This window comes from Burkholderia sp. MS389 (assembly GCF_016899425.1).
GTDB lineage: Bacteria > Pseudomonadota > Gammaproteobacteria > Burkholderiales > Burkholderiaceae > Burkholderia > Burkholderia sola.
Genome location: NZ_CP045994.1, coordinates 3,160,212 through 3,186,156, shown reverse-complemented (window position 1 = coordinate 3,186,156; position 25,945 = coordinate 3,160,212). Strand labels below are relative to the sequence as shown.

The following is a 25,945-nucleotide window of genomic DNA, read 5'->3' as shown; positions in this document are numbered from 1 at the left end:
CGGGGCCATCAAGCGGCCCCCGATGAAACGGCCGGGGTTTCGTCTATCCCGTCCGATTGTGCAAAAAGCGAAGCGTTGCCGCTTCGCTTTCCGCGCATGCTTTGTTCCGTCGATTCGCGATCAGGATTCCGCGAACAGCGACATCACCGAATCGCCGCGGCGAATCCGCGAGAACGTCTCGGCCAGCAGGCTCGCGCTCGTCAGCGAGCGGATCTTCGAGCATGCCAGCGATTCGGCCGACAGCGGGATCGTATCGGTGACGACCAGCTCGTCGAGTGCCGATGCGGCGATGCGATCTGCGGCGCCGCCCGACAGCACCGGATGCGTCGCGTAGGCAAAAACCTGCTTCGCGCCGCGATCCTTCAGCACTTGGGCGGCCTTGCACAGCGTGCCGGCCGTATCGACCATGTCGTCCATGATCACGCAGGTGCGGCCTTCGACTTCACCGATGATGTTCATCACTTCGGCGACGTTCGCCTTCGGACGACGCTTGTCGATGATCGCGAGATCGCAGTTCAGCTGCTTCGCGAGCGCCCGGGCACGCACCACGCCGCCGACGTCCGGCGACACGACGAGCAGATCCGAATAGTTCTGCTTGCGCAGGTCGCCCAGCAGGATCGGCGTCGCGTAGATGTTGTCGACCGGGATGTCGAAGAAGCCCTGAATCTGGTCGGCGTGCAGATCCATCGTGATGATCCGCTCGACGCCGGCGATTTCCAGCATGTTCGCGACGATCTTCGCCGAGATCGCGACGCGCGCCGAACGCGGGCGGCGATCTTGACGGGCATAGCCGAAGTAGGGGATGGCAGCGGTGATCCGGCCGGCGGATGCGCGCTTGAGCGCATCGACCATGATCATCAGTTCCATCAGATTGTCGTTCGCCGGTGCGCACGTGGATTGCAGGACGAAGACGTCCTTGCCGCGCACGTTTTCCTGGATCTCGACCTGGATCTCGCCGTCGGAGAAACGGCTGACCATCGCTTTGCCGAGGGGAATACCAAGGATACTGACGACTTCCTGGGCGAGCGCGGGATTCGCGTTGCCAGTAAAGACCATCAGGCCATCATGGCTGTGGCTGCTCATCGTGCACCTGCTTCAGGCTTGGGCGGGAAATGCGGGAAAATTTTTGGCAGGGGAGGAAGGACTCGAACCCTCGCATGCCGGAATCAAAATCCGGTGCCTTGACCAACTTGGCGACTCCCCTACACTTAACTGATAACTTCACCGAACTTGTGTAGGCCGTTCGGCAAAGTAAAACTTCATGACGCGAAAGCGAAGAGCGGATGCTCGTTCAGACTCTCGGCAACTGCGCCGTTCCAACTGGCGGGCAGCTTGGCTTTCGCCGCTTCTGCCTCGTGCTTGCTGTGAAACGCTGCAAACACGCTTGCTCCGGAGCCGGTCATCCTCGCGGGGGTCACATCATACAACCATTTGACCACCTGCGCAACTTCCGCGTACTTCCTTGTTACAACTTCCTGCATATCGTTCCGGCCGAAGCTGTCTGGCCATTCCGCATCGCTGGTTTGCTGTGCAAGAAAGTCAGCAATTGTGACGGGCTTCGTATCTCTTGTCAACAACTCATCTGAAAATATTTCAGCGGTCGGGACATGAACGCGTGGCGTCACAACCAAGAACCAGCGAGTCGGCAATTGTACCTCAGCTAATTCTTCTCCGATACCCTCTGCGAACGCATTTTTTCCGAAAATAAAAAACGGGACGTCGGCGCCGAGTTTGACCGCGAGCGACTGGAGTTCGGCGCGCGGCACATCGAGTTGCCACAGGCGGTTCAGCGCGAGCAGCGTCGTCGCCGCGTCGGAACTGCCGCCGCCGAGGCCGGCGCCCATCGGCAGGATCTTGTCGATCTCGATGTCGACGCCGTGCGCGGTGCCCGTATGCGCTTTCAGCAGGTTCGCCGCGCGCACGACGAGATCGCTTTCCTCGGGCACGCCGGGCACGTCGGTGACGCGTGCGACGCGGCCGTCGTCGCGCCGCGTGAAGTGCAGCGTATCGCCCCAGTTCAGCAGCTGGAATACGCTCTGCAGATCGTGATAGCCGTTCGGACGACGGCCGGTGATGTGCAGGAACAGGTTGAGTTTCGCGGGCGCCAGGCAGTTGCGCAGCGAGCGGGTCGAATCGGTCATGCGGGTATCGGGGCTAGGCGCGCGTGCTCACTGATCGAGCACGAGCTTGATGTCGAGCGGCGGCGTCGCGCGCACGAGGTTGACGCGTTTGACGCCCGTGGCCGGGGCATCCGCGTAGGCAAGGTAGTCGATCGTCCAGCCGTCCTGGTGCAACTGCTTGATGCGCGTGCCGTCGGCCGGGTCGCGCACGGTTTCCGCGGGCGTCGCGGGCGCGGCGGTCGGCAGCAGCCAATAGCGCAGGCCCGCGAGCGGCAGCTCGAAGCCGAGCGTTTTCTGCATCAGGTCGCCGACGTCGGGCGCATATTGGGTCGGGCGGTTCGGCAATTCGAGCGACGCCGCGCGCGGGGACGATTTCACGACCGCGAGCGTCTGGCCGAGCGGGCTGCGCAGCTCGAGCGACACGTCGTCGCCGTGCTCCTGCCAGTCGAAGTTGCCGTACACGTTCTGCGGGTTGCCGAGACGATCGTCGTACCGCACCGCGAAGCGGCCATGGTACGCATGCGTCGCCGCTGTCTGCAGCGCGGCGCCCGTCGGCGCGTTGGCCGACGGCGGCGTGCTCGCGCAGCCGGCGAGCGCAAGCGCCGCGCCGGCCGCGGCCAGCATGCGCTGCGCGCGGGAGAACCGGGAAAACATCGGGAGCATCCGCATCAGAGGCCGTTGATCTGCAGGCGTTTGAGCGTCTGCACGAGCGTTTCGTTGTCGGGCTCGAGCTTCTGCGCGGCACGCAACGCGTTGCGCGCGTCGTCCTGCGCGCCGCTCTTCCACAGCACTTCGCCGAGATGCGCGCCGATCTCGGCGTTCGGCTGCAGTTCGTATGCACGCTGCAGCACCTTCGTCGCGCCGGCCGTGTCGCCCATCCGGTACTTCACCCAGCCGAGGCTGTCCATGATGTACGCGTCGTTCGGCGCGAGCGTCATCGCCTTGTCGATCAGCTTGCTGGCCTCGGGCAGCCGCTGGTTGCGGTCGGCGAGCGAATAGCCGAGCGCGTTGTAGGCCTGCGGGTTGTCGGGCTGCGTACGGATCAGCTCGCGCAACTGCTTTTCCATCGTCGCGTAGTGGCCGGTCTTTTCGGCCGCCATCGCGTAGTCGTAGCGCAGGTCGGGATCGTCCGGGAAGTCCTGGACCGCTTGCCCGAGCCGCGCTTCCGCTTCCGGATAGCGCTTCGCGGTGAACAGGATCGACGCATCGGTGCGCGCGACCACGGCCGCGTCGCGCGGATCGGAGATCGGCAGGTTGTCGAGCACCTTGCGCGCCTCGTCGGTCTTGCCCTGTTTCTGCAGCAGTTGCGCACGCGTGATCTGCGCGGGCAGGTAATGCTGGCTCGTCTGGTCGACCTTGTCGAGCCATTGCGACGCCTGCGCGTCGTTGTTCTGGTCGATCGCGATCTGCGCGAGGTAGATGTAGCCCTGGCCGACGTCGAGGTTCGGCTGCTTGTCGCCGAGCTGCACGTACTGCTTCAGGTAGCCGGTCGCCTCGTCGAGTTTCTTCTGCTGGATCTTGATCAGCGCGAGCGCCATCAGCGGCGTCGGATCCTTCGCGTCGAGCTTGCGCATCGTCTCGAACTGCTTCTGCGCGTCGTCGAGGCGATCGTCGGCGAGATAGAGCTGCGACAGCGCGAGCCGCGCGTCGCGCGACTTCGGATTCTGCTGAACATACTTCTCGAACGACGCGATGCCCGCCGCGCGCTCCGCCGGCCCCATCTGCGACAGCATCAGCGCCGCCGGCAGGTAGTCGGGGCGGATCTGCAGCGCCTGCTTCAGCGATTGCGCGGCGCCGTCCTTGTCGTCGACCGCGAGCTGCTGCCGCGCGATCGCGAGCTGCGCCTCGGGGCGATTCATGTCGTTCTTCAGCATGTCCTTCAGCACCGCGAGGCCGCCGACGCGGTCGGGGCCGCGCACGAGCAGCGCCTGCAGCGCGAGGATCGCCGGGCCGCGCGTGTCGCCGGTCGCGCGGGCCAGCTCGCGCGCGAGCATCGGCTGCGCGTCGGCCGGCTTGCCGGCGAGCACCAGCAGCGCGGCGTCGACCTGCGACGCGCGGTTCGAATCCGGCGCGTACTGACGCCACAGGTTCGCGGCGGACAGTGCGTCGGCCGGGCTCTGCGCGCCGAGCGCGATTTCGGTCGCGCGCTGCGCCATGCGCGGATCGCGCGTGTCGCGGGCAAGCGCGAGGTAGGTCTGGTACGCCGGTGCCGGCTGGTTGCGCTGGAGCGCGACCTCGGCCGCGAGCACCTGATAGACGATCTGGCTCGTCAGCGGCACGCCGGGGAGATTCTTCTGCTCGTCCGGCATCACATGCTCGAACGCACCCTGCGGCTCCGCGTCGTCCGATGCCGGAGCCTGCGCGTGGGCCGGAAAGGCGGTGAGGGTCCAGGCGGCAAACAGCGCGGCACCGAGTGCACGGCGGACCGGGAAGGCGCGCGCGCCGCGCACGGCGGCGGGGCGCTTCTGAAGCAGCTTCGAGGGCAGAGTCATGGAAATCCGTTCGATGTTTCAACCGATTGTAACGCGCTCGCTACAATACACGCACGATCGTGATAGGGTCCGCTTACCTGCGGAATCCCCATGCGAATGCCCGAAATCGCCCGCCTCGCGTGCTGCCAGGCCGGCGATTTCGGGCATTCCCGTGTTTAATTCGGGGTCGCCGCGAGAACGGCCGTTCTCGCGGCGGCGCATGCGCGTTCCCCATGTAAGCAGACCGTAGCCTCAGACCCGCAAAACATGCCAGAGTTGCCAGAAGTCGAAGTCACGCGCCGGGGCATCGAGCCCTTTGTCGCGGGCCGCCGCGTCGAGCGTGTCGACGTCCGTACCGCGATGCTGCGCTGGCCCGTGCCGGCGGGGCTCGCCGAGCAGTTGCGCGCGCGCGAGGTGCTCGCCGTCGAGCGCCGCGGCAAGTACCTGCTGTTCGAAGTCGATGCCGGCTGGTTCATCGTCCATCTCGGGATGACCGGCACGCTGCGCGTGCTGCCCGCGGCCGGCGTGCCGGTCGCCGCGAAGCACGATCACATCGACTGGATCTTCGACGAATTCGTGCTGCGGTTCCGCGATCCGCGCCGCTTCGGCGCCGTGCTGTGGCACCCGCGCGAAGCCGGCGACGTGCATGCGCATCCGCTGCTCGCGAGCCTCGGCGTCGAGCCGTTCTCGCCGGCGTTCACCGGCGCGCTGCTGCATGCGCGCACGCGCGGCCGCACGGTGTCGGTCAAGCAGGCGCTGCTCGCGGGCGACATGGTCGTCGGCGTCGGCAACATCTATGCGTCGGAGAGCCTGTTTCGCGCCGGCATCCGGCCGACGACGGCCGCCGGCAAGGTGTCGCTGCCGCGCTACGAGCGGCTGGCCGATGCGGTGCGCGCGACGCTCGCCGACGCGATCGAGCGCGGCGGCAGCACGTTGCGCGATTTCGTCGGCAGCAACGGCGAAAGCGGCTACTTCCAGCTCGACTGCTTGGTCTACGATCGCGCCGGCCAGCCGTGCCGCGTCTGCGGCACATCGATCCGCCAGATCGTGCAGGGCCAGCGGTCGACCTATTTCTGCCCGACGTGCCAGCGTTGAAACCCTTTTCCACGATCAGACAACTTGAAGCCGCCCCGCATCGCCCCCGCTCCGTTCCCCGTCACGCCGCTGCACCGCACGTTCGCCACGCGTCTCGTCGCGTGGCAGCGCGAGCATGGCCGCCATGACCTGCCCTGGCAGAACACCCGCGATCCGTACCGGATCTGGCTGTCGGAAATCATGCTGCAGCAGACGCAGGTGTCGACCGTCATCCCGTATTACACGCGTTTTCTCGACCGCTACCCCGACGTCGCCGCGCTCGCGGCCGCGCCGACCGACGACGTGATGGCGCTGTGGGCGGGGCTCGGCTACTACTCGCGCGCACGCAACCTGCACCGCTGCGCGCAGGTCGTCGTCGCCGAGCACGGCGGCGCGTTTCCGGCGACACCCGACGCGCTGGCCGAACTGCCCGGTATCGGCCGCTCGACGGCTGCCGCGATCGCGTCGTTTGCGTACGGCGCGCGCGCGACGATCCTCGACGGCAACGTGAAGCGCGTGCTCGCGCGGGTATTCGGCGTCGAGGGCTTTCCGGGCGAGAAGCGGGTCGAGAACGACATGTGGGCGCTCGCCGAATCGCTGCTGCCCGATGCCGCGAACGCGGCCGACGTGAGCGCGTACACGCAGGGGCTGATGGATCTGGGCGCGACGCTGTGCGTGCGCGGCAAGCCCGACTGCGCGCGCTGCCCGTTCGCGGGCGACTGCGTCGCGCAATCGACCGGCCGCCAGCGCGAACTGCCGGCCGCGCGGCCGAAGAAGGCCGTGCCGACGCGCAAGACGTGGATGCTCGTGCTGCGCGACGGCGACGCCGTGCTGCTCGAGCGACGGCCGCCGACCGGCATCTGGGGCGGCCTGTGGAGCCTGCCGCAAGCGGACGGCGATGCCGCGCTCGCGGATCTCGCGCGCGGCTTCGGCGGCGGCGGCACGGTGCCGCTCGCGCCGCTCACGCATACGTTCACGCATTTCCGGCTCGAGATCGAGCCGCGGCTGAGCGATCTGGCGGACGGCGGCGGCCTGCCGTCGCAGGCGCGGGACGCGGACACAGCGTGGGTGCCGCTGAGCCGGCTCGACGCGTACGGCGTGCCGGCGCCCGTGCGCAAGCTGCTCGATGCGCTGAGCGGGCCGCTGCTGTAACGAACGGGGAAGGGCGCGGCGCGGGCCGCGTTCGGGAAGGCGCGGCGTTGTCGCACGCAGGAAAGCCCTTCGGGTGGGCGCGACGCGCGATGCGCGAGCGGTCGCTACAGCCAGCCGTGCCGGTCGAGCACGTGGTGCACGGCGTCGATGCGCGCGCCGACGTCCGGAAACTCCATCAGCTTCTGCCGCGCGCGCAGGTCGAGCGGCAGCAGTTCCGCGAGGCGATTCGCTACCCAGCTCGGATCGTCGAGGCGGAACGGTTCGCCGAACGGCATTTTCTGCGGATCGGATTTCTTCAGCGCGTCGATGATGCGCTCGAGCACCTCGGCGCACGAGCCGAACTGCGCGAGCGCCTGTTCGCCTTCGAGCGGGATGTCGTCGGGCAGCGGCTCCGCGATGCCGACCAGCAGCCCGTTGCCTTCGACGCGATACGACAGCAGCTCGAAACGCTGCGTACCGACCGCCTGCAGATACAGCATCCCGAATTCGCCGGTATCGCACTCGGTGATGCGGGCCATGCAGCCGATGGTCTCGGGCACCGACACCGCGCCATCCTGCGCGACTTCGGGCCCGCTCTTGAGCAGGCACACGCCGAACGGTGCGTCGTCGCGCAGGCAGGCGCGCGACATGTCGAGATAGCGCGCCTCGAACACCTTGAGCGGGAGCAGCCCTCCGGGAAACAGCACCGTGTGCAGCGGAAACAGCGGCAGGTCGATCAGGGTGGTCGATAGGGAGGACATGGCGCGCGGGCGTGGGGGCGGGTGTCGCTAGGGTCGGTCGACCTCGGAGACGAGCCGCGACGACGCGTCGACATCCACTGGCGCGTCACGATGCCGCACGATCACGTTCGCGTCGCGCGCGAGGCGCGCGGCGAGCGTTTCCGCGATGAACACCGAGCGATGCTGGCCGCCCGTGCAGCCGATGGCGACGGTCAGATAGCTGCGGTTGTCGTCGCGGAAGTGCGGCAGCCATTTCATCAGGAACGCATGGATGTCGTCGATCATCTGGTGGACGATCGGCAGTGCGTCGAGAAAGGCGATGACCGGCTGGTCGAGCCCGGTGAGCGGGCGCAGCTCGTGGTCGTAGTACGGGTTCGGCAGCGCGCGCACGTCGAACATCAGGTCGGCGTCGAGCGGCACGCCGCGCTTGAAGCCGAACGATTCGAACATCACCATCAGGTCGTTGTTCTTCTGCTCGATGAAGCGCTTGACCCAGGTGCGCAGCGCGTTCGCGCGCAGCGTGCTGGTGTCGATCTGATGGCCGAATTCGGCGAGCGGCGCGACGAGCTCGCGCTCGCGCTCGATCGCTTCCTCGAGCGACGACAGCAGGCCGACGTCCGCATCGTGCGACCGCGAGCCGGACAGCGGATGGCGGCGGCGCGTTTCGGAGAAGCGCTGGATCAGCGCCTGGGTGCTCGCGTTGAGGAACAGCACGCGCACGTCGTGCTCGCGGGACAGTTCGCGGATCAGGCCGGGCATTTCGTCGAGCGACGCGCTCGAGCGCGCGTCGATCGCGACCGCGAGCCGGCGCTGGCCGTCCTGCGCGAGGTAGCGGGCGAGTTCGGGGAGCACGTGCGGCGGCAGGTTGTCGACGCAGTAATAGCCTGCGTCTTCGAGCGCGTTCAGCGCGACGGACTTGCCTGAGCCGGAGATGCCGGTGATGAGGACGATGCGCATGGGAACAGAGAATCCTGACGTTTCATCATAGCACCGGCTCGACGCGTCGGCGTTGCGCGGCCGGCGCGTGCGGGTTACACCAGTTTGCCGGGGAACTGACTGTCGGGGTCCTGCATCGCGAGTCGTTGCCGATCCATGAAATCGCGCAACGTGTCGATTCCGCGCAACTGCAGGATCGTGTTCCGGACGGCCGCCTCGACGAGCACCGCGAGGTTGCGGCCGGCTGCGACCTGGATCGTGACCTTGCTGATCGGCAAGCCGAGCACGTCGACGGTCTGGCTTTCGAGCGGCAGGCGCTGGAATTCGCCGTCGGGGCGCCGCACGAGCTGGACGATCAGCTTCAGCTTCATTTTCCGCCGTACCGCGGTTTCGCCGAAGATCGTCTTGATGTCGAGCAGGCCGAGGCCGCGCACTTCGAGCAGGTTCTGCAGCAGCGGCGGGCAGCGCCCTTCGACGAAATCGGGGCCAAGACGGACGAAATCGACCGCGTCGTCGGCGACGAGGCCATGGCCGCGGCTGATCAGCTCGAGGCCGAGCTCGCTCTTGCCGAGACCCGAATCGCCGGTCAGCAGCACGCCCATCCCGAGGATGTCGAGGAACACGCCGTGCAGCGTCGCGCGCGGCGCGAGGATGCGCGACATGTAGAGCCGCAGGCTGTCGATCACCGCGGCGGCCGACATCGGCGTCGTGAACAGCGGCGTGGACGAGCGCGTGCAGCGCAGCACCAGCTCGGGCGGCGCCGCGGCGCCGCCGGCGACGACGAGGAACGGCGGTTCGAGTGCGATCAGCTCGGCCATGTGGCGCGAGCGGTCTTCGTCGGTCTGGCGCTGGTAGTAGTCGATTTCGGCTTCGCCGAGCACCTGGATCCGGTTCGGGTGGATCAGGTTCAGGTGGCCGACGAGGTCGGCGCTGGACGTTGCGTTGCCGACCGTGTCGGCCGAAAAGCCGCGTTCCCAGCCTTCATGCCCCGTCAGCCAGCTCAGTTTCAGCGTCGCTGCGTTGTCGTCGAAGATGCTCTGGGCGTTGATGCTGGACGTATCCATGACTCTCGTCACTCCAATGGGCCGGCGCGGGCGCGCGGCGACGGACGTCGCCATGCCGGGCCGGCGCCGGGCGGCCCTGGACGGCGGCGCGTGCCGCCTCGTACGGGGAAATATTCCGCCCGGAACAACTCAAGGTTGCCACTGAGTGAGCAGGCGATGCAACTCGGCGATATCCGTTTCGTTGTGCAGACGCTCGCGCGCGTCGCGATCGGACAGCAGTTGCGCGATTTCCGACAGGATCTCGAGGTGCTGCTGGGTGGCTTGCTCGGGGACGAGCAGGAAGATCAGGAGGCCGACAGGCTGGCCGTCGGGCGCTTCGAACGGGATCGCATCGGCGAGGCGGACGAACGCGGCGAGCGGATGCTTGAGGCCCTTGATGCGGCCGTGCGGAATCGCGACACCTTCGCCGAGCCCGGTCGAACCGAGGCGCTCGCGCGCGAACAGGTTGTCCGTGACGGTGCTGCGACCGATGCCGTTCTGATTCTCGAACATCAGCCCGGCTTGTTCGAAGACGCGTTTCTTGCTGGTGACCGAGAGGTCGATGACGACGTTCTCTATGGGCAGGATTTTGGCTAGGCGATTCATGTTGGCAGGCGATTGGGCGGCCTGGGGTCTCCTTGCGGCGGCGGACTGATTTTCCATGTTCGGCGATATCAAGGCATGTGGCATGGCAACCTGCAACGCCGCTACCGCATCCAACACCCCCCGGCGATAACCGGAACATTATAGAGCACAGCCGCGTGCGTGGCGCAGCACGGACGGACCGGTTGCACCTGTGCTCGGCGTGGCAAAAAAAACGCCCGGCGAACCGGGCGGCGTGCGTGTTGCGGTGACGGTTATTGCGGCGGCAGTTCGATCTGGTCGATCGACGGCTGCAGCTTGATCGGATCGTGCGCATGCGTTTGCAGGCGCTCCATGTGCTTGACGACCTGGCGATCCAGCTTGTCGATCAACAGATCGATCGCGGCATACAGATTGCCGTTCGCGCTTTCGACGAAGATGTCCTTGCCCTTCAGGTGCAGGTTGATTTCCGCGCGCTGCTGCTTGTCCTTTTCCTTGTGGTTGTCGACCGAGAGGATCACAGTGCCATCGATCACCTGATCGCTATGCCGTAGCACCCGGTCCAGCTTGGTGATCACGTATTCGCGAATGGCAGGCGTGACTTCGAGATGATGTCCACTGATCTTCAGGTTCATAGTGCTTCTCCAAGCGAGTGACCACCCGGCCGCATCGAGGCGGCGCTCCGGTCGACTTGCCCGTGCCGCACGAAGGCGGCGTATCGCGGACAGGTCGCCCGGCCTGTTCCCCGTGTGCGCGGTGGTCGGGACACGCCTGCCGCCGGGCAGGCAGCAGGCTTAAAGAGACTTGCGCAGATTCACTGCCGGGATCTTGAGGGCTTCGCGATATTTCGCAACCGTGCGGCGCGCGACCACGAAACCCTGTTCTGCCAGCAGCTCGGCAATGCGGCTGTCCGAAAGTGGCGATTTTGGGTCTTCAGCTCCTATCAGTTGCTTGATGAGGGCTCGGATGGCGGTCGACGACGCGGCGCCACCGGTGTCGGTCGAGACGTGAGATCCGAAGAAGTACTTAAATTCAAGCGTCCCGAACGGGGTCAGCATGTACTTCCCGGTTGTCACACGGCTGACAGTCGACTCGTGTAGGCCCAGCGTATCAGCTATTTCCCGCAAAACCAAGGGGCGCATGGCAATTTCACCGTGCGCAAAGAAGTTCTTTTGACGCTCGACAATAGCCTGCGCGACACGCAGGATCGTGTCGAATCGCTGCTGGATATTCTTGATCAGCCAGCGCGCTTCCTGGAGCTGCTGTTTCAGCGATCCGGCCGACGGATCGCCGCGGCTGTTGCGCAGGATGTTCGCGTACAGGTTGTTGATCCGCAGGCGCGGCACGACCTCCGGATTGAGCTCCGCGAGCCAGCCCTGGCCGGCCTTCTTCACGATGATGTCGGGCACGACGTAGTCGGCCTCGGCCTTGCCGTACGCGGCGCCGGGGAACGGCTCCAGCGAGCGGATCAGCGCGTGCGCGTCGCGCAGCGCATCGTCGCTCGCCTTCAGGTGCTTGCGCAACCGGGTGAAGTCGCGTGCGGCGAGCAGTTCGAGATGCTGCGACACGATCTCGAGCGCGAGCGTGCGCGTGGGGGACGGATCGAGGCGCAGCAGCTGCAGCTTCAGGCATTCGGACGCCGAGCGCGCGCCGACGCCGGCCGGGTCGAAGCTGTGCAGCAGCGCGAGCGCCGCGTTCAGTTCGTCGCAGTCGATTTCCAGTTCGGGCGGCAGGTCGGCGAGCACTTCGTCGAGCGTGGCGGTCAGGTAGCCGTCGTCGTCGAGCGATTCGATCAGGAACATCACGAGCGCGCGATCGCGCGGGCCGGCTTGCGTGACGCGCAATTGCGCGGCGAGGTGGTCGCGCAGCGACGTCGCGGCTTCCTGCACCTGCAGCGGCGGCAGGTCGTCGTCGTCGGACGCGCCGCTCGAGCGGCCGTATTCGTCGAGGTTCCACTGCGGGCCGTCGTTGCCGTCGCCGGGCCCGTAACCGTCGTATTCGTCGGCGCCGGCCGGCTCGTCGCGCTCGGCGCGGTCGCTGGACGTGCTGCTGCCGTTCGTCGCGGCCGGCTCGGTGTTCTGTGCGGGCGGCGTCTGCGCGATCAGCGATCCGTCCGCCGCGACGCGCAGCGGGCTGGCGATCCATTCGTCGTCGTTCTCGAGCAGCGGATTCTGCGCGACGGCCATCGCGACTTCCTGCTGCAATTCGAGCGTCGACAACTGCAGGAGCCGGATCGACTGCTGCAGCTGAGGCGTCAGCGCAAGATGTTGCGACAGGCGGAGTTGAAGGCTGGCTTTCATGGCAAGGAGGGAGTCATACCGGCAGTTTGCCACGACCCAGGCGCATTGAGCCATCCGCGATTACGCGCGGCGCGCCGCCCGGCCGCGGGCAGGGCCGCGGGCGTGGATGCAAAGCGGGGCGCAGCCCCGCGCGGCGATGCCGGGCGGGGTGCAGCCAGCCACGAGGAGGACGTTACATGCGGAAGTGTTCGCCGAGGTACACGCGGCGCACGCTTTCGTTTTCGATGATTTCGCTCGGCGCGCCGGCGGCCAGCACCGACCCGTCGCTGATGATGTACGCGTGGTCGCAGATGCCGAGCGTTTCGCGGACGTTGTGGTCCGTGATCAGCACGCCGATGTTGCGCTGCTTCAGGAACTTGACGATCTTCTGGATCTCGAGCACCGCGATCGGGTCGACGCCGGCGAACGGTTCGTCGAGCAGGATGAAGTTCGGGTTGGTCGCGAGCGCGCGCGCGATTTCGACGCGGCGCCGTTCGCCGCCCGACAGCGACAGCGCGGGGTTTTCGCGCAGGTGGCCGATCTGCAGCTCGTCGAGCAGCGCTTCGGTGCGCGACGAAATCGCGTCCTTCGACAGGCGCTTGCCGTCCTCGCCGTACTGCAGCTCGAGCACCGCGCGGATGTTTTCCTCGACGGTCAGCTTGCGGAACACGGACGCTTCCTGCGGCAGGTACGACAGGCCGAGCGATGCGCGCTTGTGGATCGGCAGCAGGCCGATCGAGCTGCCGTTCAGCGAGATCTCGCCCGCGTCCGTCGGCACGAGGCCGACGATCATGTAGAACGACGTGGTCTTGCCGGCGCCGTTCGGGCCGAGCAGGCCGACGACTTCGCCGCTCTTCACGTCGAGCGACACGTCCTTGACGACCGTGCGCGAGCCATAGCGCTTCTTCAGGTTGCGGACGACGAGCGAACTCGTCGTGCCGGCCGGCTGGCGGTTCGGAAGCGCGTTCATTGGCCCGGTGCTCCCTGGATCGTGGTCGACGGCGACAGCTTGGCCGGCGCGCCGTTCAGCGGCGCGGGGCCGCCGTTCTTCGGCGACAGCATCGCGCGCACGCGGCCGTTCGGGTTGCCCGGCGCCGCGACGTCCTTGCCGCCCTTCGCGGTGTAGAAGTCGCGCTGGCCGTCGTACGTGATCACGCTGCCGTGCACGGTGTCGGCGACCGTCGACGTGCCCTGCAGGCGGCGCACGGTCGCGGCGGTGGTCAGCGTGGTCAGGTCCTGCTTGCCGTCGTAGTCGATGCGCTCGGCGTCGCCGTCGATGTATTCGTCGAGGCCTTCGCGCTTCTGGCGGAACGTCGCGTGCTTCTTGCCGCTGCCGAACGACGTCGCGTACTGATAGCCTTCCGGGTCCTGGCGCACTTCGACGCGATCGCCCTTGATGATGATCGTGCCCTTCGTGATCACGACGTTGCCGGTCGCGACCGTGACCTGCTTCAGGTCGTCGTAGGTCAGGTTGTCGGCCTCGACGTTGATCGGCTTGTTCTGGTCGGCCTTCTCGGCATGGGCGAGCGGCGCCAGCCCGACGAGCGGGAGCGCCACGAGCGTCGCGGCGAGCGCGGCGCGGACGGCGCGCGCAGCGCCGCCGGAAATCAGTCGAGGGAACGGTTCGTTCATGCAGTCACGTGAGGGATGCGTCACTTGGGTTGACCTTTCGAGCCGCCGGACGTGTCCGCCGCGGCAATCGTGCCGCGCACGTTGCCGTAAAGCTCGATGACCCGGGTGACGTTGTTGTACTTCATGCCGTCGGTCGCGTTGACGAGCGACAGGCCGCGCTGAAGTTTAACCGGCTTTTCGGTCTGGATCACATCGTCATTGACGAAGATCCGGAAATGCTGCGAATCGGCCTGCATCTGCGGATCACCGCCGCCGGCCGCGCGCAGGATGCGTGCATCGTCGTACAAATCGACGATCGACACGTCGCCGTTGACGGTGCCGCGCTTCGCGGTGGTCGTCACGACCGGCTTGCCGGGCTGGAACGCGCGCATGGCCGGATCGGTCAGGTCGCTGCCTTCCGTGTCTTCGTAATGAACCAGCTTCGCGGCCGTCAGCCGGTACTGGGTCGTGCCGGTCTGGTCGAGCTCGGTGACCGAGAAGTTGTCCGCGAAATAGTCGGGCGTGTGGCGTTTCGGCTGCGCGACGCCCTCGCCGGGCGGCGGCAGCGTGGCCTGCAGCAGCCACCAGGTGACGCCCGCGAGCGCAGCGACCGCGGCGAGCGGCAGCATCTGGGTCCAGCGGAAATGCGTGCTCATCGGTCAGGCTCCGCAGGCGGCGGCGAGCAGCGCGTCGTAGCGGCGCTGCGCGCGCAGGATCGCATCGCAGACCTCGCGCACGGCGCCGTGGCCGCCGCGGGCCTCGGCGACCCAGTGCGCGCGGGCGATCACCTCGGGGTGCGCGTTCGCGGGGGCCGTCGCGAAGCCGCAGCGCAGCAGCACCGGCAGGTCGGGCCAGTCGTCGCCCATGTAGCCGCATGCGTCGGCCGTCAGGCCGAGCGACGCGATCAGGTCGGCGAACACGGCGAGCTTGTTCTCGACGCCCTGGAACAGGTGCGCGATCTTCATTTCCTTCGCGCGCGCCGCGACGATCTCCGAGCGGCGGCCCGTGATGATCGCGGTCGCGATGCCGGCTTCGCCGAGCAGCTTCACGCCGTGGCCGTCGAGCGAATTGAACGACTTCATCGCGTCGCCGGCCGCGGTAAACAGCAGGCCGCCGTCGGTCAGCACGCCGTCGACGTCGAAAATCATCAGCTTCACGCGGCTCGCGCGTTCGGCCGCAGTCAGCGCTGCGCTCATCAGATCACCTTCTTCGAAAACAGGTCGTGCATGTTCAGCGCGCCGATCAGCGCGCCGTCGGCATCGACGACCAGCATCTGGTTGATCCGGTGGCGCTCCATCAGTTCCACGGCCTCGACGGCCAGATGATCCGGCGCGATCGTGCGCGGGTTGCGCGTCATCACTTCGGTGATCGGCAGCGTGCGGAAGTCGCCGTCGCGGGCGAGCACGCGGCGCAGGTCGCCGTCGGTGAAGATGCCGGCGACCTTGCCGTCGGCGTCGACCACGGCCGTCATGCCGAGGCGCTTCGCGGTGATCTGGAACAGCGCGTCCGACAGCGTCGCATCGAGCCCGACGGACGGGACGTCGTCGCCCGAGCGCATCACGTCGCGTACGTAGGTGAGCAGGCGCCGGCCGAGCGCGCCGCCCGGATGCGAGCGCGCGAAATCTTCCGAACCGAAGCCGCGCGCGTCGAGCACGGCGACGGCGAGTGCGTCGCCGAGCGCGAGCGCGGCGGTCGTGCTCGCGGTGGGCGCGAGGTTCAGCGGGCACGCTTCCTTCGACACCGCGGCGTTCAGGTGCACGTCGGCGAGCGTGCCGAGGCTCGACCCCGCGCGGCCCGTGATCGCGATCAGCTTCGCGCCGATCCGCTTCACGAGCGGCAGGATCGCGACGAGTTCTTCCGATTCGCCGGAATAGGAGATGCCGATGAAGACGTCGTCGGAGGTGACCATCCCGAGGTCGCCGTGGCTGGCCTCGGCAGGGTGGACAAAGAAGGCCGGCGTACCGGTGCTGGCCAGCGTGGCTGCGATCTTGCGGGCGATATGCCCCGATTTGCCGATCCCGGAGACCACGACGCGGCCGCGGCAGCCGAGCAGCAGCGCCACGGCCTCGACGAAGCCGCCGTCGAGCTGGTCGCGCAGCGCGCGCACGGCGTCCGCCTCGATGTCGAGCACGTCGCGGGCGAGCGCGAGCGCCCGATCATCATTGATTTTCGCTATCATGCGCGGAGTATAGCAAAGGCGTTTGTTCGCCGCGCCGCGCCTTCGGACTCGTCCGAAGCAGCCTGTCCACCGCCACCACCCCGCGCCCGCATTGCCGTGGCCCCGACGAACGAGGACGCTTCGCCCGTGATTTCCCCGCTCGAAATGACCCTGCTGCTGCTGCTGGCCTCGGTGGTGGGCGTCGTCGTATTCCGCTCGTTGAACCTGCCGCCGATGCTCGGCTACCTGACCGTCGGCATTCTGGTCGGCCCGCACGCGCTTGGCATCACGGCGGATCTCGAACGGGCCGAGCACCTCGCGGAATTCGGCGTGGTGTTCCTGATGTTCTCGATCGGCCTCGAATTCTCGCTGGCGAAGCTGAGGTCGATGCAGCGGCTCGTGTTCGGGCTCGGGCTGCTGCAGGTCGTCGCGACGCTGGTACTCGCGCTCGCGCTCGGCGCGCTGTTCGAGCGCTGGGAGCATCTCACATGGCAGGGCAGCATCGCGCTCGGCGGCGCGCTCGCGATGTCGTCGACGGCGATCGTGTCGAAGATGCTTGCCGAGCGGCTCGAGATCGAGACCGAGCACGGCCGCAACATCTTCGGCGTGCTGCTGTTCCAGGATCTCGCGGTCGTGCCGCTGCTGATCGTGATCGCCGCGTTCGGCGCCGAATCGTCGAAGGACCTCGCGCTCACGCTCGGCGTCGCGGCGGTCAAGATCGTGATCGCGCTCGCGCTGCTGCTCGTCATCGGCCAGCGCTTCATGACGCGCTGGCTCAACGTCGTCGCGCGGCGCCGCTCGCAGGAGCTGTTCGTGCTGAACCTGCTGCTCGTCACGCTGGGCGCCGCGTTCATCACCGACAAGTTCGGCCTGTCGCTCGCGCTCGGCGCGTTCATCGCGGGGATGCTCATTTCCGAGACGCCGTTCCGCCATCAGGTGGAGGAGGACATCAAGCCGTTCCGCGACGTGCTGCTCGGCCTGTTCTTCGTGACGACGGGGATGCTGCTCGATCCGCGCGTGATCTGGGAGCATCCGTTGATCGTGCTCGGCTTCTTCGTCGGGCAGATCCTGTTCAAGGCGACGATGATCGCCGGGCTCGCGCGGCTGTTCGGCGCGACGCCGGGCGTCGCGATGCGCACGGGGATCGGCCTCGCGCAGGCCGGCGAATTCGGCTTCGTGCTGCTGAACCTGATCCTCGACCGGCATCTCGTCGATTCGACGCTGCTGCAGGCGATCCTCGCATCGATGCTGCTGTCGATGCTCGCCGCGCCGTTCCTGATTCAGAACGCCGACCGCATCGTGATGCGGCTGTCGTCGACCGAATGGATGCAGCAGTCGCTGCAGATGACGCGGATCGCGACGCAAAGCCTGAAGCAGCGCGGCCACGTGATCATCTGCGGCTACGGTCGTGCCGGGCAGAACCTCGCGCGCATGCTCGAGCAGGAAGGTATTTCGTACGTCGCGCTCGACCTCGACCCCGATCGCGTGAGCGCGGCCGCGACGGCCGGCGAATCGGTCGTGTTTGGCGACGCCGCGCGCCGTGAATCGCTGCTCGCGGCCGGTATCCATCGGGCGGCGGCCGTCGCGATCACCTACGCGAATACGCCGTCCGCGCTGCGCGTGCTGCATCACGTGCACGAGCTGGAGCCGACGCTGCCGGCGATCGTGCGCACCGTCGACGACGCCGATCTCGAGAAGCTGCTCGCGGCCGGCGCGACCGAGGTGATTCCGGAAATCGTCGAGGGCAGCCTGATGCTCGCGTCGCACACGCTGGTGCTGGTCGGCGTGCCGATGCGCAAGGTCGTGCGGCGCGTCGAGGAGATGCGCGACGAGCGCTACAGCCTGCTGCGCGGCTATTTCCGCGGCGCGGACGATGCGGACGACGACGACCACGAGCAGGTGCGGCTACAATCGGTGCCGGTCGATGCGCGTGCGGACGCAGTCGGGCGTTCGCTGGAAGAACTCGGGCTGTACGCGCTCGGGCTGGAAGTCACGGCGATCCGCCGGCACGGCATCCGCGGCGTCGAACCCGATCCGCAGACCAAGCTGCGCGCGAGCGACATCGTGGTGCTGCGCGGGCTGCCCGAGGCACTCGCGCTCGCGGAGGAGCGGTTGTCGCGCCATCGGCGCGATCCGCCGGCCGCGGCCGCATGAGCCGCGATTCACAACCTGACCCGTATTGATCAGAAACGGTGCCCGATCTTCGCGCACCGTTTTTTTCGGAGAGTTTCATGCCGCATTCGTCGTCGGGCGCACCGCTCGATCCGGTCGCCTTCATCCACAGCCAGATCCGCACGGTGCCCGACTGGCCGCAGCTGGGCGTGCAGTTCCGCGACATCACGACGCTGCTGCAGAGCCCGAAGGCGCTGCGCATCCTGGTCGACCTGTTCGTCGAACGCTATGTCGACGCGAAGCTCGACTACGTCGCGGGCCTCGACGCGCGCGGCTTCATCATCGCGCCGATCGTCGCGTACGAGCTGAGCGTCGGCTTCGTGCCGATCCGCAAGGTCGGCAAGCTGCCGTACAAGACGCGCTCGGAATCGTACGACCTCGAATACGGCAGCGCGACGGTCGAGATCCACGAAGATGCGTGCAAGCCCGGCGACCGCGTGATCATCATGGACGACCTGATCGCGACCGGCGGCACGATGATGGCGGGGCGCAACCTGCTGCAGCGGCTCGGCGCGGTGGTCGTCGAAGGCGCGGCGATCATCGACCTGCCCGATCTCGGCGGCTCGACGCTGCTGCGCGACGCCGGACTGCCGGTCTATACCGTTACCGAATTCGCCGGCCACTGAACGCCGGTCCGCTCCCGGGGCCAGCCGCGCCGGCTTGCCCCGGTTCACGCTTGGTTCACCTTCCGCAGCGAGGTCACGATGCCCAACTTCATGCTGTTTCTCGCCACGTCGGTCGCGATCACGTTCGCGCCGGGTCCCGACAACCTGCAGGTGCTCGCACGCGGCATCTCGCAGGGCCGCGCGGCCGGCTTCGTCGCCGCGCTCGGCTTCACGGCCGGGATCCTGTTCCACACGACGCTCGCGGCGCTCGGCGTCGCGGCCGTGCTGCGTTCGTCGCCGGTCGCGTTCCAGATCCTGAAGCTCGCGGGCGCCGCGTACCTCGTGTGGATCGGCATCAAGGCGCTGCGCAGCCAGGGCCTCGCGAACGCGCATGCGCGCCCGCCGCAGCCGCTCGCCACGATCTTCCGGCAGAGCGTGATCGGCAACCTGATGAACCCGAAGGTCACGCTGTTCTTCGTCGTGTTCCTGCCGCAGTTCGTCGATCCGCACGGCGCGCAAAGCGTGACGCTGCAGATGTTCGAGCTCGGCGCGCTGTTCATGCTGCAGACGGCCGCCGTTTTCTCGCTGTTCGGCGTCGGCGCGGGCATGATCGGCGCGTGGCTGAAGCGCCGCCCGAAGGCCGGCGTGTGGCTCGACCGGATCGCCGGCGCGACGTTCATCGCGATCGGCATCCGCGTCGCGCTGAAGGACTGAGCGCGATGACGTTTCCGTGCATCGCGGCCGCGCGCCGCTTCGATCCGGCCGCGCACCTGCGTTTCGAGATCGCCGGCCAGGCGGTCGGCTGGGTGCGCCGCCAGGACGTCGCGAAGCTCGCGCGCTGGCCCGACGTGTTCGAGCTGACCGCCGAGCGGGTCGTGCTGTCGGCGCGCTACGATTCGGTCGACGCGCGCAGCATGGCGCTGGCCAGCGCGATCGGCGCGCTCGCCGCCGAAGGCGCGATTCCCGGCTGGCGCGACGAGATCTACGCGATCCGCAACCGCTTCGACGATCCGCCGCTCGCGTACATCGAGCGCGCCGCGTCGCGCTTCTTCGGCACGCAGACCTATGCGGTGCACGTGAACGGCATCGTAGAATATGTGGTTACGCCGGGCGAGCCGCCTGCGGCGGCCGCGCCGAAGATGTGGCTCGGCCGTCGCAGCGAGACCAAGGCGACCGACCCCGGCATGCTCGACAACGTCGTCGCCGGCGGGATCGGCTGGGGGCTCGGCGTTCACGAGACGCTCGCGAAGGAATGCTGGGAAGAAGCCGGGATTCCGGCCGACCTGGCGGCGCGCGCGATCGCGGGCCGTGCGGTGCAGGTGCTGAACTCGCTGCCGGAAGGCACGCAGTCGGAACTGATCTTCGTGTACGACCTGCCGCTGCCGCACGACTTCGCGCCGCGCAACCAGGACGGCGAAGTGGCCGAGCACCTGCTGGCCGGGGTTCCCGAGGTGATCGGCTGGCTGCGCGAAGGCCGCGCGACGATGGATGCGAGCCTCGCGACGCTCGACACGCTGCTGCGCCACCGCTGGATTGCAGCGGTCGACGCGGCCGGCATCGACGCGCTGTTCGTGCCGGGCGCGTGACGCGCGCTGCGCGCTGCGCGCGCAGCCGGGCGGCGCAAGCGGGCAATTTGACGAATACGGAAACAATGGGAGTAGCGGTCATGCCGACCGATCACAGCTTTATCTTGAAACTGTCGTGCCCCGACCGGCACGGCATCGTCCATGCGGTCTCGGGCTTCCTGTTCGAGCGCAGCAACAACATCCTCGATTCCGCGCAGTTCGGCGACAGCCGCACCAGCGAGTTCTTCATGCGCGTGCACTTCGAGCAGGACGGCGGCGGCGAGGATGCCGCGTCGGCGCTCGACACGCTTCGCAAGGAATTCGCGCCGCTCGCCGAACAGTTCTCGATGCGCTGGGAGCTGCACGATGCGGCCGTGAAGCCGCGCGTCGTGATCATGGTGTCGAAGATCGGCCACTGCCTGAACGACCTGCTGTTCCGCTATCGCACCGGCCAGTTGCCGATCGAGATTCCGGCGATCGTGTCGAATCACAAGGAGTTCTACCAGCTCGCGGCGAGCTACAACATTCCGTTCCATCACTTCCCGCTGATCGGCGGTTCGTCCGATGCCGCGAAGGCCGCGCAGGAAGCGCGCGTGCTGGAAGTGATCGACGAGCACCAGGCCGATCTGGTCGTGCTCGCGCGCTACATGCAGATCCTGTCGCCGAACATGTGCGCGCAGCTCGCCGGGCGCGCGATCAACATCCACCATTCGTTCCTGCCGAGCTTCAAGGGCGCGAAGCCTTACTACCAGGCGTTCGACCGCGGCGTGAAGCTGATCGGCGCGACCGCGCACTACGTGACGACCGATCTCGACGAAGGCCCGATCATCGAGCAGGAAGTCGAGCGCGTCGACCACAGCATGACGCCCGACCAGTTGACCGCGATCGGCCGCGACGTCGAGTGCGTGACGCTCGCGCGGGCGGTGAAGTGGCACGTGGAGCACCGGATCGTGCTGAACGGGACGAAGACGGTCGTGTTCCGCTGATCCGTCGGCCGCGAAAGGCCGGCTGCGCAAGCGAAAACGCCGCGCCCTTCACGGGGCGCGGCGTTTTTGTTTGCCGTGCGCGAGCGGGCGGCTTCAGATCAGCCGCAGCAGGTACAGCTCGCGTTTCAGGTACGCATAGAAGATCGGCGCGGCGACCACGCCCGGCAGCCCGAACGCGGCTTCCATGATCAGCATCGCGAGCAGCAGCTCCCATGCGCGCGACTCGATCTGGCCGCCGATGATCTTCGCGTTCAGGAAGTATTCGAGCTTGTGGATGACCACGAGGAACGCGAGCGACGCGATCGCGGTGCCCATGCTGACCGACAGCGACACCGCGACGATCAGCGTGTTCGAGATCAGGTTGCCGATCACGGGCAGCAGGCCGACGATGAACGTGACGAGCACGAGGGTTTTCGACAGCGGCAGCCGCTGATGGAAGATCGGCAGCGCGACGAGCAGGTAGATGCCGGTGAATGCCGCGTTGATCGCCGAGATCTTGATCTGCGCGAACACGATGCGGCGGAACGCGTCGGCGAAGCGCGACACGCGCGTGACGAGCGCGGTGGACAGCGGCCGGCGCACCTTGCCCTGCTCGACGCCGATCGCGATCATCGCGCCGATGATCATCCCGAACAGCACGTGGCCGAAGCCGCGCGCGACGCTCTTGCCGCTTTGCTGGAGCTGGTCCATGTGCGAGTGCATCAGCACGGCCGCCTTCGTCTTCATCTGCTCGACGTCGACGGGCAGCAGATTGGCGATCCAGGCCGGCGTGCGTGCGCGGGTCTGCTCGACGATCTGCATCAGCTGGCCGAGCAGGCTCTGCAGGTTCGGCACCGTGTGCTCGAAATGCTCGATGATCGCGAGCGTCAGGCCGGTGAGCGCGCCGACGATCGCGATCGACAGCAGCACGACCGCGACCCAGCGCGCGCGCATGCTGGTGGTATGGCGCTCGATCACGGGTGCGATCGTGTGGATCAGCTGATAGACGAGCAGGCCGGCCAGCATCCCGCCGAGCAGCTTGAGCTCGAGGACGAGCCACATCATGACGAGCGCGAAGAGATAGCTGCCGATCTCGAGCGCCGACAGCTTCGGCAGGCTCAAGTCGCTCGTCAGCCGCACGCTGCGCAGGTGCGGCTCGCGGTTCTGCGTGTCGCGCGACTCTTGTTGCTTCTCCATCGTGGATTCCTGTTGTCCCTGTGTCGTGCCGCGGAGCACGCGGCAGAGCGCGGGTCGCCCGGCGCCGCACCGGATTGGTGCGGATGGCGAACCTTACGGCCGTAAAGTATAGCTGCCATTATGGGCCGCAAACGGGCGGTTTGGCGCGTGGTGTAAACGCAGAAGGGAAAACGAGGGGGCGCGGCCGCCCTCGACGCGCGCGCGGCCGGGCGGCCGCGCGCGGGAAGGGCGGAACGGCGTCAGCCGGCCGCGACTTTGCGGGTCGGACGCTTGAGCAGCGGCGCGAGGTACTTGCCGGTGAAGCTCGCCTTGGTCTTCGCGACCTGCTCGGGCGTGCCCTGCGCGATGATCTGGCCGCCGCCGGCGCCGCCTTCGGGGCCGAGGTCGATCACCCAGTCGGCCGTCTTGATCACGTCGAGGTTGTGCTCGATGATCACGACCGTGTTGCCCTGGTCGCGCAGCCGGTGGATCACTTCGAGCAGCAGTGCGATGTCGTGGAAGTGCAGGCCGGTGGTCGGCTCGTCGAGGATGTACAGCGTGCGGCCGGTGTCGCGCTTCGACAGCTCCAGCGACAGCTTCACGCGCTGCGCCTCGCCGCCCGACAGCGTCGTGGCCGACTGGCCGAGGCGGATGTAGCCGAGGCCGACGTCGAGCAGCGTCTTCAGCTTGCGCGCGATGACCGGCACCGCGCTGAAGAACGCGTACGCGTGCTCGACCGTCATGTCGAGCACTTCGCTGATGTTCTTGCCCTTGTACTGCACTTCGAGCGTTTCGCGGTTGTAGCGCTTGCCGTGGCACACGTCGCACGGCACGTACACGTCCGGCAAAAAGTGCATCTCGACCTTCAGCACGCCGTCGCCCTGGCACGATTCGCAGCGGCCGCCCTTCACGTTGAACGAGAAGCGGCCCGGATCGTAGCCGCGCTCCTTCGACGTCGGCACGCCCGAGAACAGCTCGCGGATCGGCGTGAACAGGCCCGTGTACGTGGCCGGGTTCGAGCGCGGCGTGCGGCCGATCGGCGACTGGTCGACGTTGATCACCTTGTCGAAGTGCTCGAGGCCCTCGATCGCCTCGTGCGCCGCCGGCTCGGCCGACGAGCCGTACAGGTGGCGCGCGACTGCGTGATACAGCGTGTCGTTGATCAGCGTCGACTTGCCGGAGCCCGACACGCCGGTGATGCAGGTCAAGAGGCCGACCGGCAGCTCGAGATCGACGTGCTTCAGGTTGTTGCCGTGCGCGTCGACGATGCGCAGCATCCGCTCGGGGTCGGGCGACATGCGCTCGTCCGGATACTCGATCACGCGCTTGCCGACGAGGTACTGGCCGGTCAGCGACTGCGGGTTCGACTGCACCTGCTTCGGCGTGCCTTCGGCCACCACGACGCCGCCGTGCTCGCCCGCGCCCGGGCCCATGTCGACGACGTAGTCGGCCGTGCGGATCATGTCCTCGTCGTGCTCGACGACGATTACCGAGTTGCCGAGGTCGCGCAGATGCTTGAGCGTCGCGATCAGACGGTCGTTGTCGCGCTGGTGCAGGCCGATCGACGGCTCGTCGAGCACGTACATCACGCCGGTGAGGCCCGAGCCGATCTGCGACGCGAGCCGGATGCGCTGCGCCTCGCCGCCCGACAAGGTCTCGGCGCTGCGCTCGAGCGACAGGTAGTCGAGGCCGACGTTGTTCAGGAAGGTCAGGCGCGCGACGATTTCCTTGATCACCTTGTCGGCGATCTCGCGCTTCGCGCCGTCGAGCGTCAGCCCGTCGAAATAGCCGAGCGCGTCGCGCAGCGGCCAGCCGCTGATTTCATAGATGCCGCGGGCATGGTCGCCGGTGCCGATCCGCACGTGGCGCGCCTCGCGGCGCAGGCGCGTGCCGTCGCACGACGGGCACGGCTGGTTGTTCTGGTACTTCGACAGCTCTTCGCGCACCGCGACCGAATCGGTCTCGCGATAGCGGCGTTCGAGGTTCGGGATGATCCCTTCGAACACGTGCTCGCGGATCGTCGTGCGGCCGCGCTCGTTGATGTACGAGAACGGGATCGTCTGCTTGCCCGAGCCGAACAGCAGCACCTTGCGGATCTTTTCGGGCAGATCCTCGAACGCGGCGTCGATGTCGAATTCGTAGAACGCCGCGAGGCTCTGCAGCATCTGGAAATAGAACTGGTTGCGGCGGTCCCAGCCCTTCACCGCGCCGGCGGCCAGCGACAGCGACGGGTGCGCGACGACCCGCTTCGGGTCGAAGAACGTGATCTGGCCGAGGCCGTCGCATTCCGGGCACGCGCCCATCGGGTTGTTGAACGAGAACAGCCGCGGCTCGAGCTCCTGCAGCGAGTACGAGCAGATCGGGCACGCAAACTTCGAGCTGAACAGGTGTTCGCGGTCGGTATCCATCTCGAGCGCGATCGCGCGGCCGTCGGCGAGGCGCAGCGCCGTCTCGAACGATTCGGCGAGCCGCTGCTTCATGTCCGGACGCACCTTCAGGCGATCGACGACGACGTCGATCGTGTGCTTGTCGTTCTTCTTCAGCTTCGGCAGCGACTCGACCTCGTAGATCTTCGCGACGCCTTCGTTCGCGGCGCCGCCGCCCGAGCGCACGCGAAAGCGCACGAAGCCCTGCGCCTGCATCTCCTCGAACAGCTCGGCGTGCTCGCCCTTGCGGTTCGCGACGACGGGCGCGAGGATCATCAGCTTGGTTTCCTCGGGCAGCGCGAGCGCCGCGTCGACCATCTGCGACACGCTCTGCGCCTCGAGCGGGATGTCGTGGTCGGGGCAGTACGGCGTGCCGACCCGTGCGTACAAAAGTCGCAGGTAGTCGTGGATTTCCGTGACCGTGCCGACGGTCGAACGCGGGTTGTGGGACGTTGCCTTCTGCTCGATCGAGATCGCCGGCGACAGCCCCTCGATCAGGTCGACGTCGGGCTTCTCCATCAGCTGCAGGAACTGGCGGGCGTACGCGGACAGGCTTTCCACGTAGCGGCGCTGGCCCTCGGCATAAAGGGTGTCGAACGCGAGCGACGACTTGCCCGACCCGGACAACCCGGTAATCACGACCAGCTTGTGGCGCGGCAGGTCGAGATTGACGTTTTTCAGGTTGTGGGTGCGTGCCCCACGGATACGGATCTGTTCCATGAACCTGGCGAAAATGGAGGGAACCAAACCTGCTACTATAACGGCTTTTCGAGACCGTCGTTTACGGCCCCCAGCCTTTACAGCAGGTGGCAGCAAGGCGACACCTGCGCCGGGAAAAGCGGTCGCGCCGCACGTTCCGCGCGGCCCGCAGGCCGCCTGCATCCGGCCCCG

At 67.2% G+C, this 25,945-nt stretch carries 24 protein-coding genes and 1 tRNA gene; 7 read left to right on the top strand and 18 right to left on the bottom strand.

The window, feature by feature from the left end:
- Window positions 1–120 precede the first annotated feature (120 nt).
- From GJG85_RS14825 to GJG85_RS14805, 5 genes are all read right to left on the bottom strand, one after another.
- A complete protein-coding gene (locus tag GJG85_RS14825; RefSeq protein ID WP_050014861.1) occupies window positions 121–1,083 on the bottom strand; it encodes a ribose-phosphate pyrophosphokinase in 963 nt (320 codons plus the stop codon).
- Between the two features lie 44 nt (window positions 1,084–1,127).
- A tRNA-Gln gene (locus tag GJG85_RS14820) sits at window positions 1,128–1,204 on the bottom strand.
- A 55-nt stretch (window positions 1,205–1,259) separates the two neighbouring features.
- Window positions 1,260–2,141 (bottom strand): 4-(cytidine 5'-diphospho)-2-C-methyl-D-erythritol kinase, encoded by an 882-nt coding sequence (gene ispE, locus GJG85_RS14815; RefSeq protein WP_050014863.1) that lies wholly within the window; start codon window positions 2,139–2,141, stop codon window positions 1,260–1,262.
- Between the two features lie 27 nt (window positions 2,142–2,168).
- The gene (gene lolB, locus GJG85_RS14810; RefSeq protein ID WP_050014865.1) at window positions 2,169–2,789 is read right to left on the bottom strand and encodes a lipoprotein insertase outer membrane protein LolB; all 621 of its coding nucleotides are present in this window, start codon (window positions 2,787–2,789) and stop codon (window positions 2,169–2,171) included.
- On the bottom strand, window positions 2,789–4,612 hold the full coding sequence (locus tag GJG85_RS14805) for a tetratricopeptide repeat protein (protein WP_050014867.1): 1,824 nt from the start codon (window positions 4,610–4,612) through the stop codon (window positions 2,789–2,791). Before GJG85_RS14805 ends, lolB begins: the two co-directional genes overlap by 1 nt.
- Before the next feature lie 246 nt (window positions 4,613–4,858).
- Here GJG85_RS14805 and mutM point away from each other — a divergent pair, with 246 nt between their 5' ends.
- Together mutM and mutY are read left to right on the top strand one after the other, a co-directional pair.
- Window positions 4,859–5,686, top strand: coding sequence for a bifunctional DNA-formamidopyrimidine glycosylase/DNA-(apurinic or apyrimidinic site) lyase (mutM, locus tag GJG85_RS14800; RefSeq protein WP_089488831.1), 828 nt, complete (start codon window positions 4,859–4,861; stop codon window positions 5,684–5,686).
- A 24-nt stretch (window positions 5,687–5,710) separates the two neighbouring features.
- Window positions 5,711–6,817, top strand: coding sequence for an A/G-specific adenine glycosylase (gene mutY, locus GJG85_RS14795; protein ID WP_050014871.1), 1,107 nt, complete (start codon window positions 5,711–5,713; stop codon window positions 6,815–6,817).
- A 104-nt stretch (window positions 6,818–6,921) separates the two neighbouring features.
- On the opposite strand, the gene GJG85_RS14790 is transcribed toward mutY, so the two are convergent.
- The 11 genes from GJG85_RS14790 to kdsD all read right to left on the bottom strand — a co-directional run bounded on the left by GJG85_RS14790 (window position 6,922) and on the right by kdsD (window position 16,166).
- The gene (locus tag GJG85_RS14790) at window positions 6,922–7,557 is read right to left on the bottom strand and encodes an LON peptidase substrate-binding domain-containing protein (protein ID WP_050014873.1); all 636 of its coding nucleotides are present in this window, start codon (window positions 7,555–7,557) and stop codon (window positions 6,922–6,924) included.
- 27 nt (window positions 7,558–7,584) lie between these two features.
- The gene (gene rapZ, locus GJG85_RS14785; protein WP_050014875.1) at window positions 7,585–8,493 is read right to left on the bottom strand and encodes an RNase adapter RapZ; all 909 of its coding nucleotides are present in this window, start codon (window positions 8,491–8,493) and stop codon (window positions 7,585–7,587) included.
- 74 nt (window positions 8,494–8,567) lie between these two features.
- Window positions 8,568–9,536, bottom strand: coding sequence for an HPr(Ser) kinase/phosphatase (gene hprK, locus GJG85_RS14780; protein WP_006483133.1), 969 nt, complete (start codon window positions 9,534–9,536; stop codon window positions 8,568–8,570).
- Window positions 9,537–9,665: 129 nt separating this feature from the next.
- Window positions 9,666–10,178, bottom strand: a complete 513-nt coding sequence (locus GJG85_RS14775; protein ID WP_027806888.1) for a PTS sugar transporter subunit IIA — start codon at window positions 10,176–10,178, stop codon at window positions 9,666–9,668.
- Between the two features lie 194 nt (window positions 10,179–10,372).
- A complete protein-coding gene (raiA, locus tag GJG85_RS14770; protein WP_006477786.1) occupies window positions 10,373–10,732 on the bottom strand; it encodes a ribosome-associated translation inhibitor RaiA in 360 nt (119 codons plus the stop codon).
- 159 nt (window positions 10,733–10,891) lie between these two features.
- Window positions 10,892–12,397: an RNA polymerase factor sigma-54 gene (locus GJG85_RS14765; protein WP_050014879.1), complete on the bottom strand. Its 1,506-nt coding sequence runs from the start codon at window positions 12,395–12,397 to the stop codon at window positions 10,892–10,894.
- A 172-nt stretch (window positions 12,398–12,569) separates the two neighbouring features.
- A complete protein-coding gene (gene lptB / locus GJG85_RS14760) occupies window positions 12,570–13,346 on the bottom strand; it encodes an LPS export ABC transporter ATP-binding protein (RefSeq protein WP_050014881.1) in 777 nt (258 codons plus the stop codon).
- A complete protein-coding gene (gene lptA, locus GJG85_RS14755; RefSeq protein ID WP_050014883.1) occupies window positions 13,343–14,008 on the bottom strand; it encodes a lipopolysaccharide transport periplasmic protein LptA in 666 nt (221 codons plus the stop codon). The genes lptB and lptA overlap by 4 nt, the downstream gene beginning before the upstream one ends.
- Before the next feature lie 20 nt (window positions 14,009–14,028).
- Window positions 14,029–14,643, bottom strand: a complete 615-nt coding sequence (gene lptC, locus GJG85_RS14750; protein ID WP_012329238.1) for an LPS export ABC transporter periplasmic protein LptC — start codon at window positions 14,641–14,643, stop codon at window positions 14,029–14,031.
- A gap of 3 nt (window positions 14,644–14,646) precedes the next feature.
- Window positions 14,647–15,183 (bottom strand): HAD family hydrolase, encoded by a 537-nt coding sequence (locus GJG85_RS14745; protein ID WP_050014885.1) that lies wholly within the window; start codon window positions 15,181–15,183, stop codon window positions 14,647–14,649.
- Entirely contained in the window at window positions 15,183–16,166 is a 984-nt protein-coding gene (gene kdsD, locus GJG85_RS14740; protein ID WP_089488829.1) for an arabinose 5-phosphate isomerase KdsD, read from the bottom strand. The genes GJG85_RS14745 and kdsD overlap by 1 nt, the downstream gene beginning before the upstream one ends.
- 126 nt (window positions 16,167–16,292) lie before the next feature.
- Between kdsD and GJG85_RS14735 the strand changes: the two genes are divergently transcribed.
- The 5 genes from GJG85_RS14735 (at window position 16,293) to purU (ending at window position 21,473) form a co-directional block, all read left to right on the top strand.
- Window positions 16,293–18,299, top strand: a complete 2,007-nt coding sequence (locus GJG85_RS14735) for a monovalent cation:proton antiporter family protein (RefSeq protein ID WP_050014889.1) — start codon at window positions 16,293–16,295, stop codon at window positions 18,297–18,299.
- A gap of 77 nt (window positions 18,300–18,376) precedes the next feature.
- Entirely contained in the window at window positions 18,377–18,943 is a 567-nt protein-coding gene (locus GJG85_RS14730; RefSeq protein WP_204383426.1) for an adenine phosphoribosyltransferase, read from the top strand.
- 78 nt (window positions 18,944–19,021) lie between these two features.
- On the top strand, window positions 19,022–19,636 hold the full coding sequence (locus GJG85_RS14725; RefSeq protein WP_050014892.1) for a LysE family translocator: 615 nt from the start codon (window positions 19,022–19,024) through the stop codon (window positions 19,634–19,636).
- Window positions 19,637–19,641: 5 nt separating this feature from the next.
- Complete coding sequence (locus GJG85_RS14720; protein ID WP_050014894.1) at window positions 19,642–20,508, top strand: DUF4743 domain-containing protein; 867 nt, start codon at window positions 19,642–19,644, stop codon at window positions 20,506–20,508.
- A gap of 80 nt (window positions 20,509–20,588) precedes the next feature.
- Complete coding sequence (purU, locus tag GJG85_RS14715) at window positions 20,589–21,473, top strand: formyltetrahydrofolate deformylase (protein ID WP_050014896.1); 885 nt, start codon at window positions 20,589–20,591, stop codon at window positions 21,471–21,473.
- A gap of 93 nt (window positions 21,474–21,566) precedes the next feature.
- Here purU and GJG85_RS14710 read toward each other — a convergent pair whose 3' ends face one another.
- Both GJG85_RS14710 and uvrA read right to left on the bottom strand, forming a co-directional pair.
- Window positions 21,567–22,649, bottom strand: a complete 1,083-nt coding sequence (locus GJG85_RS14710; protein WP_050014898.1) for a hypothetical protein — start codon at window positions 22,647–22,649, stop codon at window positions 21,567–21,569.
- 239 nt (window positions 22,650–22,888) lie between these two features.
- A complete protein-coding gene (uvrA, locus tag GJG85_RS14705) occupies window positions 22,889–25,774 on the bottom strand; it encodes an excinuclease ABC subunit UvrA (protein ID WP_124593407.1) in 2,886 nt (961 codons plus the stop codon).
- Between the last annotated feature and the right edge of the window lie 171 nt (window positions 25,775–25,945).

What these genes read in the sequence shown, in the direction of transcription:
- GJG85_RS14825 (WP_050014861.1), bottom strand. Translation starts at nt 1,083, where the DNA reads ATGAGCAGCCACAGCCATGATGGCCTGATGGTCTTTACTGGCAACGCG.
- ispE (WP_050014863.1), bottom strand. Translation starts at nt 2,141, where the DNA reads ATGACCGATTCGACCCGCTCGCTGCGCAACTGCCTGGCGCCCGCGAAA.
- lolB (WP_050014865.1), bottom strand. Translation starts at nt 2,789, where the DNA reads ATGCGGATGCTCCCGATGTTTTCCCGGTTCTCCCGCGCGCAGCGCATG.
- GJG85_RS14805 (WP_050014867.1), bottom strand. Translation starts at nt 4,612, where the DNA reads ATGACTCTGCCCTCGAAGCTGCTTCAGAAGCGCCCCGCCGCCGTGCGC.
- mutM (WP_089488831.1), top strand. Translation starts at nt 4,859, where the DNA reads ATGCCAGAGTTGCCAGAAGTCGAAGTCACGCGCCGGGGCATCGAGCCC.
- GJG85_RS14790 (WP_050014873.1), bottom strand. Translation starts at nt 7,557, where the DNA reads ATGTCCTCCCTATCGACCACCCTGATCGACCTGCCGCTGTTTCCGCTG.
- rapZ (WP_050014875.1), bottom strand. Translation starts at nt 8,493, where the DNA reads ATGCGCATCGTCCTCATCACCGGCATCTCCGGCTCAGGCAAGTCCGTC.
- hprK (WP_006483133.1), bottom strand. Translation starts at nt 9,536, where the DNA reads ATGGATACGTCCAGCATCAACGCCCAGAGCATCTTCGACGACAACGCA.
- GJG85_RS14775 (WP_027806888.1), bottom strand. Translation starts at nt 10,178, where the DNA reads ATGGAAAATCAGTCCGCCGCCGCAAGGAGACCCCAGGCCGCCCAATCG.
- raiA (WP_006477786.1), bottom strand. Translation starts at nt 10,732, where the DNA reads ATGAACCTGAAGATCAGTGGACATCATCTCGAAGTCACGCCTGCCATT.
- GJG85_RS14765 (WP_050014879.1), bottom strand. Translation starts at nt 12,397, where the DNA reads ATGAAAGCCAGCCTTCAACTCCGCCTGTCGCAACATCTTGCGCTGACG.
- lptB (WP_050014881.1), bottom strand. Translation starts at nt 13,346, where the DNA reads ATGAACGCGCTTCCGAACCGCCAGCCGGCCGGCACGACGAGTTCGCTC.
- lptA (WP_050014883.1), bottom strand. Translation starts at nt 14,008, where the DNA reads ATGAACGAACCGTTCCCTCGACTGATTTCCGGCGGCGCTGCGCGCGCC.
- lptC (WP_012329238.1), bottom strand. Translation starts at nt 14,643, where the DNA reads ATGAGCACGCATTTCCGCTGGACCCAGATGCTGCCGCTCGCCGCGGTC.
- GJG85_RS14745 (WP_050014885.1), bottom strand. Translation starts at nt 15,183, where the DNA reads ATGAGCGCAGCGCTGACTGCGGCCGAACGCGCGAGCCGCGTGAAGCTG.
- kdsD (WP_089488829.1), bottom strand. Translation starts at nt 16,166, where the DNA reads ATGATAGCGAAAATCAATGATGATCGGGCGCTCGCGCTCGCCCGCGAC.
- GJG85_RS14730 (WP_204383426.1), top strand. Translation starts at nt 18,377, where the DNA reads ATGCCGCATTCGTCGTCGGGCGCACCGCTCGATCCGGTCGCCTTCATC.
- GJG85_RS14725 (WP_050014892.1), top strand. Translation starts at nt 19,022, where the DNA reads ATGCCCAACTTCATGCTGTTTCTCGCCACGTCGGTCGCGATCACGTTC.
- GJG85_RS14720 (WP_050014894.1), top strand. Translation starts at nt 19,642, where the DNA reads ATGACGTTTCCGTGCATCGCGGCCGCGCGCCGCTTCGATCCGGCCGCG.
- purU (WP_050014896.1), top strand. Translation starts at nt 20,589, where the DNA reads ATGCCGACCGATCACAGCTTTATCTTGAAACTGTCGTGCCCCGACCGG.
- GJG85_RS14710 (WP_050014898.1), bottom strand. Translation starts at nt 22,649, where the DNA reads ATGGAGAAGCAACAAGAGTCGCGCGACACGCAGAACCGCGAGCCGCAC.
- uvrA (WP_124593407.1), bottom strand. Translation starts at nt 25,774, where the DNA reads ATGGAACAGATCCGTATCCGTGGGGCACGCACCCACAACCTGAAAAAC.